The organism is Mycobacterium sp. IDUB_39 (genome assembly GCF_055419205.1).
Genome location: NZ_JBVAXF010000002.1, coordinates 550,428 through 567,988, shown reverse-complemented (window position 1 = coordinate 567,988; position 17,561 = coordinate 550,428). Strand labels below are relative to the sequence as shown.

Here is a 17,561-nt window from a genome sequence, read left to right as displayed (position 1 = left end):
GACGACAAGTGTGCCCCTCCATCGGAACGACGGAGGGGCACACTTGTCGTAGTCGTTAGGGCTTGGCAGCCCGCTGGGCCTGACGATTCTGCCTCTCGACGTCGGCCAACTGCTCAACCCGATTCGCTTGCGCACGCTTGCTCTCAGCCTCGTTACGCTTGTCCTGGGCATCCTTGAGCTTGGAGTCGGCTGCCGAAGTGACCTTCTGCTCGGCTGCACGGATCTTCGCCTGCTCGTTGCGCTTGATCTCCTCGGCTGCGTTCTTGCGCCGGGCCGCCACTTCGTCCACCTGCCGCTTAGCCGCGACGGTGCGTTCCTGCGCCTCCTGCGCTGCGGCACGCTTGCGCTGCTCTGCTTCAGTGCGAGCTTCCTCAATACTCTGCTTCTTGTCCTCGCTGGCCCGTTCGCGGTCCTCTGCGACCTTGTCGCGACTGGCCGCCAGCTCGGCATCGGCGGTCGTCTTCTTCTGGGCCGCAGTCTCCTCGAGTTGTGCTGCCCGGCTGAGCGCGTCGCTGCGGTCGACAAGCGCTGAGCCGCGCCTCTCCAACCTCGGATCACCCAGTGCGCTGCCAACGGTCGCGTCGAGCACGCCGAGCGAGCGCTCGTAGAACAGTCGCGCAGGCGCTTCCGCGCCCATCCGCGACACCACTCGGTCTTCGATTAGTTCGAGCGGAGTCCGTAGAAGCTGGTACTGAAAGCGTAGAACTGCGATCGGTAGTTCGGTGATTCTCATTGATCTCTCCTAGATCCGAGGGGCTCAGGGCAGGTCGGCGTCGTTGGTCAGGCGGTCGGCGCGTGCTCGGATGCGATCGGCTTCGGCCTGCTCGGCGGAAGCCTCCTGCACCGATGCTTGATGCGCGCCGACGGCATCCACGAACTCGCCGGTGGCAGCGTTGATCTCCTGGCGCTCCTCGACCTTGGCCCGCTCAACGTCGCGTTGGGCATCAATCTCAGCCTGGGTCATCCCGCGCACGGCTTCCTGAGCCCCGGCCCGCTCGACTGCACGCTTCTGCGCGTCCTGCTGACTCTTGATGGACGTCTCGGCGGCCGCCGTCTCGGCGTCCACCGCCATGCGCTCCTCGACGCCCTCCAGCCTGGCGTCCGCGGCCTGTGCTCGGGCCTGCTTGGCCTCGGCGTCGGCGACCGCCTCGACAGCGTTCGCCTCCTTACGCTCCTGCGCCTGGATCTGCTCAAGCTGGCCCTCGGCGGTCAACGAGTCGTTTCGCGTCACCGCGCCGGCGAATTCCTTCACCTTGCCCTTGACCGAGTCGAAGAGTCCCTTGCGGGCTTCGTCAGCCTTGTCGTGCTCTGTCATGTCTCTCCTAGAGATCGTCGTGAGGCCCTAGGGCCGCGAAGCCACCGCTGAATGGCCCTGAATTGGTCAGCCACGGACTCGCGGGCCAGCGTGCCGCCGGCGGCAAGGTCCAACCCCGTTGCTACTGCACAGGGATACACCGTTTCAACAACTTGAAACCTCACACCGTGGCCATTGCCGCGCGACCCGCGTCACACGTCGGTGTGCGCCAAGTGATTCATAAGGGTGCGACACCGGCGTTTGCGCGGAAAATGCCTGGGTATCAAGCCTGAACCGCATGCTTCCAGAAACCTGAGCATCGCCGGCGAATCACGAAGAAGGCGCCCCATCCGATACGTCGACCGATCCGGTCGGCACATGCGCCGCCACCCACTGATCGAACTCCGACTAGCGCGATGCTGCGTCAAAGCGCCGGAAGTTGACGAAGGAGAACCATGTACTTGCACACTCAACAACTCATCAACGAGATCGCTGTCGACGAGCCCGATCCAGCCGCCGCCAACGCTTTACAAGAGGGCCTTGGTGGCCAGTTCGGCGAAATGCGCACCATGATGCAGTACCTGTTCCAGAGCATGAACTTCCGCGGTGACGCGAAGTCGAAGCCGTACAAGGACTTGCTCCAGGGCGTTGGCACCGAGGAGATCAGCCACGTGGAGCTCATCGGTACGACCATCGCGCGTCTGCTGGACGGGTCGCCGGAGTACAACGGCAAGAAGACAGACACGGTCGATCAGCCGGGAGCCAAGGGTGCAACGCCCCTCAAGATCGCGTTGGACACCAGCAACATTCACCACTACCTGGTCGGTGCCCAGGGTGCGCTACCAGTCGATGCCGCAGGCAATCCGTGGCTCGGGTCCTACGTCTACAACAGCGGGAACCTGGTCCTCGACCTGCTGTACAACCTGATGTTGGAGTCGACGGGACGGCTGCAGAAGTGCCGGATCTACCAGATGACCGACAACAAGGCAGCCCGTTCCACCATCGCCTACCTCATCGTTCGCGACCAGGCTCATGAGAACGCATTCGCCAAGGCACTTGAGAGCCTCGGGGTGAATTGGGGTGCGGCGCTGCCGATCCCCAAGACGAATGCCGCAAAGTTCCCTGAGGTCAAGAAGCTCCTCGATCTGGGACTGCAGAGCATTCAGTACACCTTCAGCTCCGACGACCAGAGCCAGGCGGCGAAGCTGTATCGAGGGGCGTCGCCGTCCAACGACGGCACCGAGCTGAGCACCGCGGTCATGCCGGAGGGGTTCCCAATGACCATCGCACCGGAACGGCGCGAGGAGTTCGCTCCCGGTCTGGACAAAGAACTGTTGGCGCTTATCCAGGCCACCGCCGAGGTCGAGATCCAGTCCGCCAAGGATCTTTCCGACAAGTAGCGGCACGCGGGGTCGGGTGTCGGCGTCGCTTCATCTCCCGCCGGTTGGACCCCGCGACCCGCCTCCCCCGGCCGGTTGCGACGATGGACTCCTTGCCACCGAAACCAGCAGGGCGATCGACAGACCCGCGCCGATCAGCACCAGCGTGCTGGCCCAGCCGCGGCGCCACCAGATCGCGGACTGGCACTGGTCGGCGTAGTCGCCGGCGCCTGCCGCGTGTGCGTCGGCGGTCGCGGCCTGATCGTAGTCAGCCGACAACGCGGACCCGCACGTGATCCGGAATCCCCACTTGTCGTAATCATCCAGTGCCGTCGGCAGATACAGCGCGAAGAGTCCCGTGACGAGGATCGCCACCGCCACCAGGGCGAGGACGACGCGGTCACGAAGGACTGCAACCCATTTCACCGGTCAGCTCATCCGACCGAGGATCGGCTCGGACTCGACGAGGCCCTCGTCGCTGGGCTCGATGCCCTCCCCGAAGACCCGCTCCGCCTGGCGAGCCCGTAACTCCTGGTGCGCCTCGGCCGGTCGAGCCAGTCCGTACCGGCTTCGCGCCTCGGCCGGCGTCACGACCTCCGGGTTCACCGGCGCCACACCGAGTTTGATGGGTGCCACCACCGGATGCGTCATCGGTGACAGGATCTTGAGCGCCATCAACTCCGCACGGGGGCTGATGCGGATCGCGTGAAAGCTCGTCCACAGGATCGGCCGCACCAGCGCATCGACGATCCTGGGCTGCTGCAGCCCGCTCATCTCCCGCATCCACCGCGGCATAGTCGCGATGGTGCCCGCCCGCAGTACCCGGCTGACCAGCCAGGACGCGGGTCGCGCGGCTCGCGGCATGGGTGGCAGCATCACGTCGGCCTTGAGTAGATGGTCCATCGCCTGGACGGCGATCTCGCTGGCCTGCAACTGCGGTCGCATCCACTCGAAGTAGCGTCGCACTCCGTCGCGTGTGCGCGGGACGTCATCCGGCGAGCACGTCTGCAGCTCGGCGGCGACCGCGCACTCCTCCCAGTACCGGGCCTCATCCTGCGGCGAGAGCGGGCCTGGCCCGTACTTCTCGTAGGCGTAGAGAATCGAATGCCACGCGGTGAGGTGGATCCACAGCTGCGAGGCCGGGTCGTTCGCATCGTATCGTCCGCCACCATAGGGTTCGGTGCCGATCGCCTTGGAGTGGATCTTCACCAGAACATCAGCGGCAGTGGCAGTTTCGCGCGACCCTCCGAAGGCGACCATCGCGAAGTAGCGCAGCGTGCGGTCGTATCGGGTGCGGGGCCGCTTGTAGATATCGTGCGTCTTGTCGACCGCGGCGACCAGGTTGGGGTCGAGTTCCTCCACGACGACGGACCGTTGGAACCCCACGGTCAGCGACGTCGGATAGCCCCACACCTTCCACGTCACCGAGTCCGGACCGAAGAATCCGTAGTCCTCGTGTGGCTGCGCCGCACTCCCCCGGGGCGGTCTAGCGGTACCTGTGATCGTCATCGATTACTCCCCTTGTCATCGGATGCTGTTGTCGGATGGATTACTTGGCGGCCTGAAGGGCGTGACAGACCATGCGCCCGTACATCGCGCCGAGGTCATCGGCCGTCCAGGTGTTCGTGGTGTCGAGCAGTGTGCGCACCGCCGCCTCGCACGAGGAGATGAAGAACTCGATGAGCACGGGCAGCTTGGCGTCCAGGTCGGTGAAGCCCCACCAGGCGGTCAGGGCCGGGCCGATCCAGTGCGCGGCCTTGCTCGCCAACTCCGCGCGGACCCGTTTGAAGCGGCCGAGGACCGCGGGATCGGGCCGGGCCGAGAAGACCACCCGCCACGAGTTGGGGTGGGCCGCGACGACATTCAACAGCGACACGAAACCACCGACGAAGACCGACTCCGGGTCGTCGCCGCGTGCCGAGCGCAGCGTCTCGACCAGTGCGTCGCGCAGGTAGGCGGTCTCGCGCTCCAGCAGGGCGGTGATGATCTCGATCCGGTCTGCGAAGCAGGCGTACACCACGGGCCGGGTGACGCCCAGCCGGTCGGCGATCGCACCGATCGTCACCTCGGCGACGCCCTGTTCGACGGTGATCTCCAGCGCGGCGTCGAGCACCTGCGGACGGCGTCGCTCCGGGCCGAGATGTGCGGCCCGACCTCGCGGTTTCGCCTTCGCCAGCGTCGGCATGACACGAACGTACCACCGGAAGCTTCACATGTGTAGGAATTTGCTACACATGTGTAGGTTCCGGCTGGTCACAACGTCATCACCCCACGCCGAGACTGCGGGGAGATCGCGTTCTCAGTCGAAAGCGCGATCTCCCCGCAGTCTCGGCGTGCGCGGGTCGTTGTGGGCGTGCGTGGGTTGTTGTGCGAGCCGCTCAGGTGGCCGGTTCGTAGCGCAGCATGGTGACGTCGTGGTCGGGGTAGTCGCAGAACACCGGCGCCACCCGCATGCCGACACTCAACTCCTCCGGTGCCACGTTGACCATCTCGGTCGAGAACCTGGGTCCCTCATCCCATTCGACGACCGCCAGAAGCTGCGGGACGGCGTCGACGAAGTGCGGGCCGACGGGGCGGCGGGCAATCGTGTACGAGTACAGCGTGCCCATACCGGATATCGTGCGCCACTCGAGGTCATCGGCGAGTGTCCGCGGCGCAAGCACCCGCGGGTAGAAGACGTAGGTCTGCGCCGAGGGCGAGTACTGAATCGCTATCTCATGACGCGCCAGCGCATCCCAGAAGGGCGCACTGGTTGGCGTCTTGACCGGCATGGGCCGTTCGAAGCTGGGCATGGTCATGATGGCTCCGTTCAGTCGCCCTGCAGGATGAGGGTGGTCTGCTCGCTGAGGATGCCGCCGTTACCCGAGACGAAGGCGCGGTCGCAGTCGGGCACCTGCGCGTCACCGGCACGGCCCATGATCTGGCGGGTGGCATCGCACACGTGGTGCATGCCGCCGGCCAGCCCCGCCTGGCCGAAGCCCAGTTGACCACCGGCGGTGTTGAGCGGGAAGTCGCCCCGGAACGTCAGGTCGTGCTCGCTCACGAACTCCATGCCCTTGCCCTTCTCGCAGAATCCCGCATCCTCGAGGCTGAGCAGCACGGTGATGGTGTAGCAGTCGTAGATCGAGACCATGTCCATCTGGTCGCGGGTCAGGTCGGTCATCCCGAACGCGGTCTCGGCCGCCCGTCGTATCGGGGTGTCGAGGAGATCCTCGGCGTAGGTGGGCGTCTTGTAGGGCACGTGCTCGCCGAATCCCTTGATCCACACCGGGCGATTGCGTGCGCGCCGGGCGATATCGGCGTTGGCGACCACGACGGCGGCGCCGCCGACACAGGGCATCACGATCTCCAGCATGTGCAGGGGGTCGGCGATGACGGGGCTGGCGAGCACGTCCTCGATGCTCAGAGGCTTGTCGCGCCAGATCGCACCCTCGGTGTGGTTGGCGTTGACCCGCTGATCGACGACGATCTTGGCCATCGCCCGCTCGTCGTAGCCGTAGACCGATCCGTAGCGCTGGGCTACCTGCCCGTAGGGGCCGTTCTGGCCGAGGTTGCCGTAGGGAATCTCGAACTCGGCCTGCGGGGAACCGAATTGGTTGCTCGACGCGCCGAAGAACATGGCGTCCACGATCGGCTTCGGCTTCCTCTCCGACATCGCGGTGATGTAGCGCGACGGCACGGTGCACAACACGACGTCACAGATGCCGAGTTCGATCGCGGCCGCCGCGCGCCACACCATTCCGGCGGCGCTGGCACCGCCGAGGTCGACCATCTCCGCGAAATCCGCCCGGATCCCGAGGTATTCGGCCACCGTGGAGGGCACGAAGATCTCCGACTCCCCCAGGTGCGTGGTGACGATTCCGTTGACCCGCTCGGCCGAGACGCCCGCGTCGGCCAGGGCGGCGGCACTCAGCTGGGCCCACTGCTCGATCGTGAACGGCGCCGGCGCGGCGGACTGCATCCGCTCGGGCGGCAGCTCCACGTAGCCGACTATCGCGGCCTCACCACGTAAACCCATTACTACCCTCCGGCGTTCGAGTACTCACTTGTGGTCGAGGCGACCGTCATTTGCGGGGCAGCCCCATGATCATCTGGGCGATGATGTTGAGCTGAATCTCGTTGGTGCCACCGCCGAGAAGCTCGGCAGGCAGGCGCAGGTAGGGCTGCACCACGGCGGGATCGGAGTCCTCGATCATGGCCAGCGGGCCAGTCAACTCCAGAATCGCCTTGTAGGTCTTGCGCAGCAGGATGTTCATTGCCACCTTGGCGATGCTGGAGGCTGTCCCAGCGGCCTGGCCATCGAGCAGCCGGATGGTCTCGCGCACCCCCAACGCCTTGATCGCGTTGGTGTTGGCCTCGATCTCCCCGATCGCGCGCAGGAGGTCCTGGCGGTCCACCTCGTCGGCGGAGGCCGCGAGTGCGCGCAGGGCGCCCAAGCGGTCCCAGCTCACGTAGCCCCCGATGGCGACCCGTTCCTGCGCCATGGTGGCGATCGCCAGATTCCAGCCGTCGGTGGCCTCACCCAACAACATGTCGTCGGGGATGAAGACGTCGGTCAGGAACACCTCGTTGAAGTCCGATTCTCCGCTGGCCTGCCTGATGGGCTGAATCTCGATGCCGTCGGCCCGCATGTCGAGGATGAAGTAGCCGATACCACGGTGCTTGGCGGCCGCGGGGTCCGTGCGGGCCAGCAGTGCCCCGAAGTCGGCGACCTGCGCGCAGGACGTCCAGATCTTGTGCCCGTTGATGCGCCAGCCACCGTCGACCTTGGTCGCCCGGGTCGTAAGTGCCGCGAGGTCCGAGCCTGCACCGGGTTCACTGAACAGCTGACACCACGCCAACTCGCCACGTTGTGTCGGTGGGATGAACCGCTCCTGCACATCGGGCGGGCCTGCACTGACGATCGTGGGGAGGATCCACTCGGCGATGCCCAACGAGGGCCGCACCAGGGCGGTCCGCTTGTCGAACTCCTCGTTGATGATGATCTGCTGCAACGGACTCGCGTCGATACCCCACGGCGACGGCCAGTGCGGCGCGATGAGACCCGCATCCGCGATCAGATTGCGCTGGGGTCCGGTTTCGAAGTGCTCGTAGTCGCCCTGCCGGCCCGGCCCGTCATTGCGCAGGGCCAGGGCCTCATCCAGTGTGGCGGCCACCCCGTCGCGGAACTCCTTCTCGACATCGTCGAGGTTCAGGGAGGTGTCCCGCGCGTGGACACCCGTGAGTTCACCCACCTGCCGCGCCCACCGGGCGACGGGGCCGATCGACGCGGCCAGGCTAGTGGCGCCGCGCCAGTAGAGGTGCAGGTCGTGCTCCCAGGTGAAGCCGATCGCACCGAACATCGTGAGCGCATCGAGGACCAACTCTGGTGCGGGCGACACGGCCATGACCGCGGCGGCCGCGGCAGCGAGCTGATGTTGGCTCAGCGGCTCATCGACGGCGCGCACCGCATCCCAGGCAGCCGACGTCGCCAGCTCGCTGTTGACCAACAGGGTGGCCGCCCTGTGCTGCAGCGCCTGGAATGTGCCGATGAGCTTGCCGAACTGCTCGCGGTTCCTCAGGTGGTCTGACACCGCGTCGACTGCCCACTGGACCATGCCGGCGGTTGCGCAGGCGGTCAGACCGACGACAACGCATCGTGCGCGCTCACTGTCGAGACCGCGTAGTGCCGTCGACTCCGGGACGGGATGGTCGTGGAGGTGCAGGACGCCGACGTCAGTGGTGAGGTCGGTTCCCCGTGCGGAGTCCACGGTGGCGGTGCCAGTCGATGTGTCGACCACGAACCACACCGACGCGTCATCGTCGGTCCGCGCGGCCACCAGAACCCGCGCGGCCGAGCAGACGCCGAGCGCCACGCCCGAGGAGCCGGTGACCCGCCAGCCCCCCTTGGTCGCGGTGGCGCGGAAGGTGGCACGGTCGGGCAGTACCACCGCCGCGGTGAGGCCACCTGCCAATTCGCCGAGAAGCGTTGGGGCCGTACCGGTGTCGTCGGCGAGCAGGGCAACGGCGCTGGCCGTGACCGTCGGCAGCAGGGGTCCGGGCAGCAGTGTCCTGCCCGCGGTCTCGATGACGCACGCGACGTCGGTGAGTCCGCCACCCTGCCCGCCGAAACGCTCCGGGATGTGCACAGCATGGAAACTCTGGGCGACCAGATCGTCCCACCAGGCCGGAACCTCGCCCACGGCAAGGGATTCGAACCCGCTGCGGGTCTTGTCGACCGGCACGTGGCGCGCCGCGAATCGACCGACGGCGTCGGCGAGCTGCGCCTGCTCTTCGGTGATGGCTATCGCCAACGGGCTTCGCCTTCCTGATTCATACGAGACGAAACGTCTCGTCTTATGGCAGACTACGGGCAGGGTCCCACCCCTGTAAAGCGCACAGACCTCAGAGGAGCCGGGAGATGTCGAGCGAGTCGACCACACCGCGGCGACGCAACGAGAGGTCTCGGCTGGCGATCGTCACGGCCACCCGCGAACTCCTCGTTGAGCGCGGCTTCGACGGCCTGACCATCGAGGCCGTCGCCGCGCGTGCCGGGGTCGGCAAGCAGACGATCTACCGCTGGTGGCCCAGCCGCCCGGCACTGGTGGCCGACGTCCTGCTCGCGGACGCCGACAAGATCCTGCGACCCGTCAGGCACACCGAAGACCTCAGTGCCGACCTCACCGCGTGGGCCCGAAACCTCGCGGCGACCCTGACCACCGAGCGCGGCGCGGCGATGCTGCGCATTCTGACGGCCGCCTCGCTGGAACACGAGGACGTCGCGGCACGGCTGCGCACCGGGTTCAGCACGCCGCTTCAGGATTCGGTGAAGTCACGACTTCTCGCCGCGCACATCGACGAGCCAACCGCACAGGCCGTGGCCGACGCCATCGTCGGCGGCATCGTCTATCCGATCCTGAGCGAGGGACGCGCCTATTCGCGCAGTCGTGCCGAACTGACTACCCGCTTGGTCATGGACTCGCTCGCCTGAGAACTCGACACCGGGTAGGCCCCGGCAAGCCAGTCAGCCGTGCGGTGTGATGACGGCGCGCCCTTGGATCTTGCCGTCGTGCAACAGGTTGTAGGCCAGGCCGGCCCTGTCCAGGGGGAAGTGCTCGACGAGCATCTTGATCTTCCCCGTCTGGGCGAGGCTGATCACCTCGATCAGTTCGGGGATGGTGCCCCAGAACGGAGATGAAACAGCACACTCATGTGGGGGGCTGAAGAAGTTGACTGGCAAGGTCGCGCTGCCAACACCGACGATGGTGAGGTGTCCGAGGACTCGCGCCACCCGCGCGGCCATGCTCAGCGTTGGCGCGACCCCGACCAAATCGAGGACGAGTTCGGCACCATGACCCCTGGTGATGTCCGTGATGCGTCCGACGGCATCCTCGCCGGAGATCAGCGTCTCGTCGGCGCCCATTTTCCTCGCGATGTCGAGTTTGTCGGCCGACGTGTCCACCGCGACGACCGTGGTCGCCGAGCACAATGCCTTGAGCATCTGGATGGCCATCTGCCCCAGTCCACCCGCGCCGATCACCACCGCGGTCGCCCCCGGCCCGAGCAAGTGCGCTGACCGCTTGACGGCGTGATAGCTGGTCAATCCGGCATCGGAGAGCGGCGCCGCGTCACGGGGGTCCAAGTCCCCCAAGGGAATCAGGTAGCGCGTCGCCGGGACCAGCAGGTACTCAGCCATGCCACCGTCGGCGCGGCCAAGGCCGCCCGGCCTGGCCTCCCCAGGCGTCTGGCAGTAGTTCTCCATCCCCTGTCGGCAGTTCATACAGAGGCCGCAGCCCCACGGGCCGTAGACGATGACGGGATCGCCCAGCGAGAAACCGGTCGCGCCCGGACCCATGGTTTCCACCCAGCCGGCGTTCTCGTGGCCGAGGGTGAACGGCAGCGTCAACGGCATCGACCCGGCGGGGGCCTCCAAGAGATGCAGATCCGAGTGACAGGCGCCGGCCCCGCCAACCTTGATCAGCACCTCCCCCGGCCCCGGTTCCGGCACCGGCACGTCCCGCAGCTGGCCCGGCTGTTGCCAATCCACGAACTGAAAGGCCTTCATGTCAGTCCGCGATCCGGTCGAACTCAATCTCGAGGTGCAGCGGACCGCGGAACACCTGGTTGACGCGATAGGGCGGTGGATCCACCAACAGGCGGGGGTTCACCACGCGCCGCAGGAACGTCTCCAACGCGATGTTGACCTCAAGGCGTGCCAGCGGGCCGCCGACGCAACTGTGTACCCCGCGGCCCCATCCGACGTGTTGGTTGTCGGGGCGCTGAATGTCGAACTTCTCCGGGTTGGGGAACCGCTTGGGGTCCCGGTTGGCCGCGCCGTAGAGGAGGTGCACTGCCGAACCCGCGGGAATGACGGTGCCCCCAACCTCGACGTCTGCGGTCACGCTTCGACTGGGGAAGAACTGGACCGCCGACTGCAGACGCAGAACCTCTTCAATGGCCTTGGGGATCAGTTCAGGCTTCTCGCGCAGCAGGTCGATCGACTCGGGGTTGCGCAGCAGTGTCAACACGCAGTGCGCGATGGTGTTCACCGTCGAGTCGTGGCCGGCGATCAGCAGCAGCATCGCGTTGGCCGCAGCCTCCTTGGGCGTCATCGGCCCGTCCGGGCCATCCGCGTCGTTCACCAGCTTGGACAGCACGTTGTCGCCCGGTTCTTTGAGGAACCCCTGGATCAGGTCGGCCATGTATGCGGTCAGGGCGGCCACGCTTTCCTTACCCTTTTGCGCACGGGCCCGGCCCTCTTCCGTCGCGGCGTCCGGGCCCATGTCTGCGCCCGCCATGAAGTCGAAGATCCAGCCGTGAAAGGTGGGTTCGTCCTTCAGCGGAACGCCCAGGATCTGGCAGATCACGGCCACCGGGACCGGGTAGGCGTACTCGTCGACGACGTCGATGGTGTTGCCGCCCTTGGCCTTCGCCTTGTCGAGCAGGTCGTTGCATAGCGCCTGGATGTCGACGGCCATGTTGGGGATGACGTCCGGGGAGTGCGGCGGCGCGAAGTGCCGCATCACCTGCCTGCGCTGCCTGTCGTGCTTGGCCGGATCGGACACGATCAGACTGGGCTCGCGGCCGTAGGACTCCATGTGCTCGGCACCAACATCGGGTGCGTCGGCGGCGGGTCTCGCGGAGATGGGACTCCGACTCATGTCCGAGCTGACATGCGGATCGTGCGCGAGCTGGAGCAGCTCGCGGTAGCCGGTGACGACGTAGACCTGGTCGGCCACCTGCACCACAGGCGTCTTGCGAAGCTCGTCGAAGAACCGGTACGGATCATGCCGGTTCTCATACCTCATCGCCTCGGTCCAGGCGGTCTCTGCGGTCGTCACGGTTGCTCCCTTCTACCGACGGACCCTGGGGCGGAACTCAGCACTCCGCGACGTGGGATCGTGGCCGGTGAGTACGACGTCGGGTATCCCGGTCGGCTCGCGCGGGTCCGGGAAGCGGGCCGACATCGGCTCGTTGTTCGCCGGTTCGTCATACCCCGGCGGCGGTGGCGGAAAGGGCGCCGACTGTTCGATGAGCCTGCCGTAGTACTCCAGCCACTTGCCGTGGTTGAAGGTGACGGCCCCGACGATGCGGCCCCTCTTGCCGAATGCCGCAGCGAACCGCAAATCCTCGACCGAACCCTGGGTGAACACGATCTCGTCACCGAACGAGCACACACCGACGCCCTTGATGTTGACTCCGAACTGGGCGGACCAGAACTGCGGCAGCGGCAGGTGTGGGCGGCGTCCCCTTTCGAGGTGGACCATGTTGTGCGCCGCGGTCTGGGCGCCCAGCACAGCTGCATCCACGTGCTCGATCGCCATGAACTGGTACTCGTAGAGCACGTGCGGTGCGCGCGCGATATCGCCCGCGACGAAGATGTTGTCGGTGACCACGCCGTTGATGTCGAAGGCGCGGCACCCGGCATCGCAGGCCACGCCCCAGAACCCGGCAGCGAGTTCAGCGCCCTCAAGCCACTCGATGTTGCGGATGGACCCGAGTGATGCCACCACCACGTCGACGTCGAGCGTGGTGCCGTCGGACAACTCAGCCTGCCGGACGTGCCCGTCGGCGTCGCCCTTCAGCGCCTCCACCGCCACACCGGTGCGCAGGTCGACGCCGGCGTCACGCTGCATCTTGGCGGCGATGTCGCCGATCACGCCGCCGAGCGGTCCGACAAGTGGCGCACTGGAGCGTTCGGCGACCGTCACGTCCAGCCCGAGATCACGACAGACCGAGGCCATTTCGGATCCGATGAAGCCCGCTCCGACGATGAGCACCCGTTTGGGCCGGGCCGCGAGGGCTGCCTGCAGCTTCGCGGCGTCATCGCAGGTCCGCAGCGTGTACAGGCCCTTGAGCTTGGCCTCCTCGGGGTTGAACCACGCCCGGGACCGGACGCCGGTGGCGATCAGCAGTCGGTCGTAGGGCACCTTGTCACCGTTGGCCAGCAACACCTCTCGGTTGTCGCGGTCCAGTCCGGTGGCGGCTACGCCCAGACGCCAGTCCGCGTCGACCGCCCGCAGTCGTGGCAGCTTGGTGTTGCCTGCCGGTACCCAGCCCTTGAGCACCTGCTTGGACAGCGGTGGACGGTCATACGGCTCGTGCACCTCGTCGCCGATGATGGTCAGCGAACCGGTGAAACCCTCGTCCCGCAGCGCTTCTGCCGCACGTAACCCGGCCAGCGACGCACCGACGATGACGATCCGTCCCTCGGCCTTGAAGGTCCGGACGATATCGTCGATCAGCGGGTGCGGCCTCATTTCGTCGTCCTGTCTGACGGCGGATCCATCTCGGCGATGATCGCCTGCACCGGGCAGGACGCGACGGCTCGCGCCACCTGCTGCCGTTGCGAGTCATCGGGATTCGGGTCGTACGCGAGCGCCTCCTCCCCCTGCAACCGGAGCACTTCTGGCGCCAGTGGGACGCACTGCGCGTAGCCAAGGCAGCGATTCAGGTCGATCACGATGCGCATGCTGATTCGGCTCCTGTCTCAACCGTCGCTGAGGGCTGGTCAGCGCGGCTCCGAATTGGGAGTGAACGGTTTTGACGGTACGGGAGATCTGCCTGCCGAGGATGGAGATCGACATACGTACTCGAACGAAAAACCCGCAGTTCACCGGCTATGAGCCAGCTGTGACATCGCCGTCAATCGCTGCCATCGGCCGGGCGTCTGGACGGCTCCCCTCACGCCGGTCCATGGTTGGTCCACAATGGGTCAATCGACGGACCACGACAAGGGGTTTGCAGTGAGCACTGATGTCTCGACCGATAGCGCCGCTGTGCTGCTCGAGCTTGAGGCGATCAAGCAACTGAAGGCCCGCTATTGCCGGTACCTGGACACCAAGGATTGGACCGCCTGGCGGCAGCTCTTCGCCGATGACTTCGTCAGCGACACCTCCGAGTCCGGCGGCAAGATCATCGCGGGTGCCGATGAGTTCGTGGCGTTCACGCGCAACGCCCTGCGCTCCCAGGCCACCGTGCACCAGGTGCACGCGCCCGAGATCGAGCTGACCTCCCCGACGACCGCTCATGGCGTGTGGGCGCTCGAGGACGTCGTCCGGTTCGGCCCTGGCGTGAACCTTCGCGGCTACGGCCACTACACCGAGACCTACGAGAAGGTCGGCACCGAGTGGCTGTTCGCGAGTTCCAAACTCACCCGGCTCCGCGAGGATGTGTTCAACGGGCTTGTCGCCGTGTACCTCTCGCCCCGGATCCACAGGGTGTTGAAGAAGGTGGCTCGCCGGGTGGTCAAGTAGGCACCGGCCCGCGGTCGAGCCGGCGGCGCGCTAGCTGCCGGTGCGCTCGCGGTGCTTGCACCCCGGCCAGCAGCAGGGCCGTCGCATGCCCTCCTCCAGCTCCTCCTGGGTCCGCCGAATGCGCCGCTCTCGGGTCGCCGACTGCTTGGCGTCCTCGACCCAACAGATGAACTCGTTGCGCGCCAGCGGCGTGATGTCGTTCCAGGCAGCCAGTGCCGTGTCATTGCCCTTCAACGCGTCGCGCAGATCCGCGGGCAGCTCGTGCACCACTCCACCGGGCACTTGCGTTTTGCTCATGAGGGCCACGATAACCCCGTCAGGCAGAGTAGACGCGCGCATCCCAGCCGGCCAGATCGATGGATGTCGACATCAACGTGGCAGGGGTGTCGGGCAGATTGCCCAGCACAAGATCCGCCGACATCCAATCCAGGCCGATGTCGACGGTTCGGGGTTCGCGTCCGCAGTTGGCGATCACGAGGAGTCGCTCGTCGGGAGTGGTTCTGGTGTACGCCCAGATCTGCGGATCGTCCTCCAGCAGCGGCGTGAAACCACCGTCAGCAAGGATGCGCCGTTCGTGGCGGAGGTGGATGAGGGCTTGGTAGTGCGCGAAGACCGAATCCGGCGCGTCGACCTGCGCTGCAGCGTTCAGCCAGGTGTGGTTCGGGTTCACCGGCAACCACGGCTCACCAGTGGTGAATCCAGCGTTCGACCCCGCTTCCCACTGCATCGGGGTGCGAGCGTTGTCGCGTCCGATCCTGGCCATCCCGGCCAGCGCCGCAGCTTCGTCGCCGCCAGCCTCGAGCACCTTGTTGTAGTAGTTGACGGCCTCGAGGTCCCTGTGATCCTGCGGAATTCGGAACGGGTAGTTGGTCATTCCGATCTCCTCGCCCTGATAGACGAACGGTGTGCCACGCATGCCGTGCAGAACGGTCGCGAGCGCCTTCGCCGAGGCGGCCCAGTAAGCGGGGTGATCGTCGCCGAAGCGGGACACGGCGCGAGGCTGGTCGTGGTTGTTCCAGTAAAGGCTGTTCCAACCCGTTTCAGCCAACGCCGCCTGCCACCGATGCAGCGATCTCTTCAGTGCCACCAGGTCCAGACCGAGGTAGTCGAACTTGTTCGTGGGGCTCTGATCGACGGACACGTGCTCGAACTGGAAGACCATGTTCAGCTCGCCGCGGGCCGGATCGGTGTAGAGCCGTGCCTGTTCGGTTGTCACCGCAGGCATCTCGCCGATCGTGACGTACTCGCCGTCGCGGCCGGCGAAGACCTCACGGGTCAGCTCGGCGAGGTAGTCGTGCACGTGTGGCCCGTCGGCGAACTCGTCGAAGGCTATGACGAACCGCTGCCCCGGGACCGCCGTCGCGTCGGGAAGGCCCTCGGCCTTGGAGATGAAGTTGATGACATCCATGCGGAAGCCATCGACACCGCGGTCGAGCCACCACCGCATGTTGTCCTGCACGGCCTTTCGCACCTGCGGGTGCTCCCAGTTCAGGTCTGGTTGCTTACGGTCGAAAAGATGCAGGTAGTACTGATCGGTGGTTTCGTCTCGCGTCCACGCCGAGCCGGAGAAGAACGAGCCCCAGTTGTTCGGCTCGGCGCCGTCTCGGGCGCCGCGCCAGATGTACCAGTCCCGCTTCGGGTTGGCCCGCGACGACCGCGATTCGACGAACCACGGGTGCTCATCGGAGGTGTGGTTGACCACCAGGTCCATCACCATCTTCATCCCGTGCGCGTGCACCTTGGCCAGCAGCGCGTCGAACTCGGCCAGGGTGCCGAACATCGGGTCGATGTCGCGGTATCCACTGATGTCGTAGCCGTTATCCGCTTGCGGCGAAGGGTAAATGGGCGACAGCCAGATCACGTCGATCCCGAGCGCCCGCAGGTAGTCGAGACGCTCGGCGATGCCACCCAGGTCGCCCAACCCGTCGCCGTTCGAGTCGGCGAAGCTCCTCGGATAGATCTGGTAGATCACGGCGGACTTCCACCAGTCGATCTCTGACGGCGGCGTCATCGCCGCTGGCCGATGACGCCGCGGTACACGGTCACGTACTTGTCGACCATGGTGTCGACCGTGAAGCGGTCAGCCGCGATGTCGGCGATCGCGCGCCGATCCAGCTCGCCGGCTGCATCGACCGCAGCCATCGCCGACTCGACGTCGTCTACCAGAAAACCGTTGACCCCGTGCGTGATCAGCTCGCCCATCGAGCCTCTCGAGTTCGCGATGACAGGCGTTCCGCAGGCCATCGCCTCAACGACGCTGTAGCCGAACGGCTCGTCGAAGTCGATCAGGTGGAGCAGGGCACGCGCACCTCCGAGTACCTCGGCGCGCGTTGAGGAGTCGACGGCGCCCAGGTAGCGGACATGCTTGCCATCGACATGTGGCGCGACCTCATCGCGGAAGTACTCGTCGTCCTGGATGATCCCGGCGATATCGAGTCGGCGGCCACATCGGCGGGCGACCTCGATCGCGTGGGCGGTGCCCTTGTCGGGGTGGATCCGTCCGAAGAACAGCAGGTGCTCGCCGGGGTTCGGATTGACCGGGAACGCGGCTACGTCGATGCCGTGGTGGATCGTCGCGGCGTAGTGCAGATTGGGGTGTCGATCGGCGTCGCTGATCGACACGTACGCGCCTCCGCCGTCGTAGCGCTCGTAGACGGGGATGATCCTCTCCGACGAGAAGCCGTGGATCGTGGTGACCACCGGTGTCGCGACCAGGTCGCTGTAGGTCAGTGGCAGGAAGTCGAAACCGTTGTGGATGACGTCGAACTCGTCGGCGCGCTCGAACACGGACGAAATGTGCAGGCACTCTGCGACCTTGGCATCGATCGTCGCGTCCTCTGACCAGCCAACGGGCGCTGTTGCGTGCAAGTGGGCCGTGGTGATCGAATCCGCGGTGGCGAACAGAGTGACGTCATGGCCGGCCGCCACCAGACCCTCGGTGAGCAACGAGGCGAACTGCTCCCACGGCCCGTAATGACGAGGAGGCGTCCGCCACGCGATCGGCGCCAGCACGGCGACCCGGATCGGGTCGCTGGCGGCCGTGCCTTGGATGGGAATGTCCTCAAGCTACCCCGCCCGACGCTGACGCCCGAGGCGATCGACGCTCCCCCGTTGTTTACGGGCCCTTGACTCGGAGCCACAAGACAGTCAACT

18 protein-coding genes are annotated in these 17,561 nt (G+C 66.2%); 3 read left to right on the top strand and 15 right to left on the bottom strand.

What is annotated here, in order from left to right:
- Positions 1-55: 55 nt before the first annotated feature.
- Both ACZY0X_RS09010 and ACZY0X_RS09005 read right to left on the bottom strand, forming a co-directional pair.
- Positions 56-733 carry an IF2 family translation initiation factor gene (locus ACZY0X_RS09010; RefSeq protein ID WP_463769542.1) on the bottom strand — a complete coding sequence of 226 codons (678 nt, stop codon included), beginning with the start codon at positions 731-733 and terminating at the stop codon, positions 56-58.
- A 24-nt stretch (positions 734-757) separates the two neighbouring features.
- Positions 758-1,315 (bottom strand): CsbD family protein, encoded by a 558-nt coding sequence (locus ACZY0X_RS09005; RefSeq protein WP_463769540.1) that lies wholly within the window; start codon positions 1,313-1,315, stop codon positions 758-760.
- Positions 1,316-1,749: 434 nt separating this feature from the next.
- On the opposite strand from ACZY0X_RS09005, the gene ACZY0X_RS09000 reads away from it, so the two are divergent.
- Positions 1,750-2,694: a manganese catalase family protein gene (locus ACZY0X_RS09000; protein ID WP_463769538.1), complete on the top strand. Its 945-nt coding sequence runs from the start codon at positions 1,750-1,752 to the stop codon at positions 2,692-2,694.
- A gap of 30 nt (positions 2,695-2,724) precedes the next feature.
- On the opposite strand, the gene ACZY0X_RS08995 is transcribed toward ACZY0X_RS09000, so the two are convergent.
- The 6 genes from ACZY0X_RS08995 to ACZY0X_RS08970 all read right to left on the bottom strand — a co-directional run bounded on the left by ACZY0X_RS08995 (position 2,725) and on the right by ACZY0X_RS08970 (position 8,966).
- Positions 2,725-3,099 (bottom strand): hypothetical protein, encoded by a 375-nt coding sequence (locus tag ACZY0X_RS08995; protein WP_463769537.1) that lies wholly within the window; start codon positions 3,097-3,099, stop codon positions 2,725-2,727.
- Positions 3,100-3,102: 3 nt separating this feature from the next.
- Positions 3,103-4,182 carry an oxygenase MpaB family protein gene (locus ACZY0X_RS08990; protein WP_463769535.1) on the bottom strand — a complete coding sequence of 360 codons (1,080 nt, stop codon included), beginning with the start codon at positions 4,180-4,182 and terminating at the stop codon, positions 3,103-3,105.
- Between the two features lie 40 nt (positions 4,183-4,222).
- Positions 4,223-4,858 carry a TetR/AcrR family transcriptional regulator gene (locus ACZY0X_RS08985; RefSeq protein ID WP_463769533.1) on the bottom strand — a complete coding sequence of 212 codons (636 nt, stop codon included), beginning with the start codon at positions 4,856-4,858 and terminating at the stop codon, positions 4,223-4,225.
- 193 nt (positions 4,859-5,051) lie between these two features.
- The gene (locus ACZY0X_RS08980; RefSeq protein WP_354523756.1) at positions 5,052-5,465 is read right to left on the bottom strand and encodes a Zn-ribbon domain-containing OB-fold protein; all 414 of its coding nucleotides are present in this window, start codon (positions 5,463-5,465) and stop codon (positions 5,052-5,054) included.
- A gap of 17 nt (positions 5,466-5,482) precedes the next feature.
- On the bottom strand, positions 5,483-6,691 hold the full coding sequence (locus ACZY0X_RS08975) for a thiolase family protein (protein ID WP_463769531.1): 1,209 nt from the start codon (positions 6,689-6,691) through the stop codon (positions 5,483-5,485).
- Positions 6,692-6,737: 46 nt separating this feature from the next.
- Complete coding sequence (locus ACZY0X_RS08970) at positions 6,738-8,966, bottom strand: acyl-CoA dehydrogenase (RefSeq protein WP_463769529.1); 2,229 nt, start codon at positions 8,964-8,966, stop codon at positions 6,738-6,740.
- A 107-nt stretch (positions 8,967-9,073) separates the two neighbouring features.
- On the opposite strand from ACZY0X_RS08970, the gene ACZY0X_RS08965 reads away from it, so the two are divergent.
- The gene (locus ACZY0X_RS08965; protein WP_463769527.1) at positions 9,074-9,643 is read left to right on the top strand and encodes a TetR/AcrR family transcriptional regulator; all 570 of its coding nucleotides are present in this window, start codon (positions 9,074-9,076) and stop codon (positions 9,641-9,643) included.
- Between the two features lie 33 nt (positions 9,644-9,676).
- Here ACZY0X_RS08965 and ACZY0X_RS08960 read toward each other — a convergent pair whose 3' ends face one another.
- The 4 genes from ACZY0X_RS08960 to ACZY0X_RS08945 are packed head-to-tail and all read right to left on the bottom strand — an operon-like array spanning position 9,677 to position 13,624.
- Positions 9,677-10,717: an NAD(P)-dependent alcohol dehydrogenase gene (locus ACZY0X_RS08960; protein ID WP_463769525.1), complete on the bottom strand. Its 1,041-nt coding sequence runs from the start codon at positions 10,715-10,717 to the stop codon at positions 9,677-9,679.
- A 1-nt stretch (position 10,718) separates the two neighbouring features.
- Positions 10,719-11,993 (bottom strand): cytochrome P450, encoded by a 1,275-nt coding sequence (locus ACZY0X_RS08955; RefSeq protein ID WP_463769524.1) that lies wholly within the window; start codon positions 11,991-11,993, stop codon positions 10,719-10,721.
- A gap of 12 nt (positions 11,994-12,005) precedes the next feature.
- The gene (locus ACZY0X_RS08950) at positions 12,006-13,412 is read right to left on the bottom strand and encodes an NAD(P)/FAD-dependent oxidoreductase (protein ID WP_463769522.1); all 1,407 of its coding nucleotides are present in this window, start codon (positions 13,410-13,412) and stop codon (positions 12,006-12,008) included.
- Positions 13,409-13,624 (bottom strand): ferredoxin, encoded by a 216-nt coding sequence (locus ACZY0X_RS08945; protein ID WP_463769520.1) that lies wholly within the window; start codon positions 13,622-13,624, stop codon positions 13,409-13,411. Before ACZY0X_RS08945 ends, ACZY0X_RS08950 begins: the two co-directional genes overlap by 4 nt.
- A gap of 238 nt (positions 13,625-13,862) precedes the next feature.
- Here ACZY0X_RS08945 and ACZY0X_RS08940 point away from each other — a divergent pair, with 238 nt between their 5' ends.
- Complete coding sequence (locus ACZY0X_RS08940; protein WP_463769518.1) at positions 13,863-14,408, top strand: nuclear transport factor 2 family protein; 546 nt, start codon at positions 13,863-13,865, stop codon at positions 14,406-14,408.
- 30 nt (positions 14,409-14,438) lie between these two features.
- Here the strand turns inward: ACZY0X_RS08940 and ACZY0X_RS08935 are convergent, their stop codons facing one another.
- The 3 genes from ACZY0X_RS08935 to ACZY0X_RS08925 are packed head-to-tail and all read right to left on the bottom strand — an operon-like array spanning position 14,439 to position 17,420.
- Positions 14,439-14,705 (bottom strand): YdeI/OmpD-associated family protein, encoded by a 267-nt coding sequence (locus ACZY0X_RS08935; protein ID WP_463769516.1) that lies wholly within the window; start codon positions 14,703-14,705, stop codon positions 14,439-14,441.
- Positions 14,706-14,724: 19 nt separating this feature from the next.
- A complete protein-coding gene (locus tag ACZY0X_RS08930; protein WP_463769514.1) occupies positions 14,725-16,419 on the bottom strand; it encodes a glycoside hydrolase family 13 protein in 1,695 nt (564 codons plus the stop codon).
- Positions 16,416-17,420, bottom strand: a complete 1,005-nt coding sequence (locus tag ACZY0X_RS08925) for a glycosyltransferase family 4 protein (protein ID WP_463769512.1) — start codon at positions 17,418-17,420, stop codon at positions 16,416-16,418. The genes ACZY0X_RS08930 and ACZY0X_RS08925 overlap by 4 nt, the downstream gene beginning before the upstream one ends.
- Between the last annotated feature and the right edge of the window lie 141 nt (positions 17,421-17,561).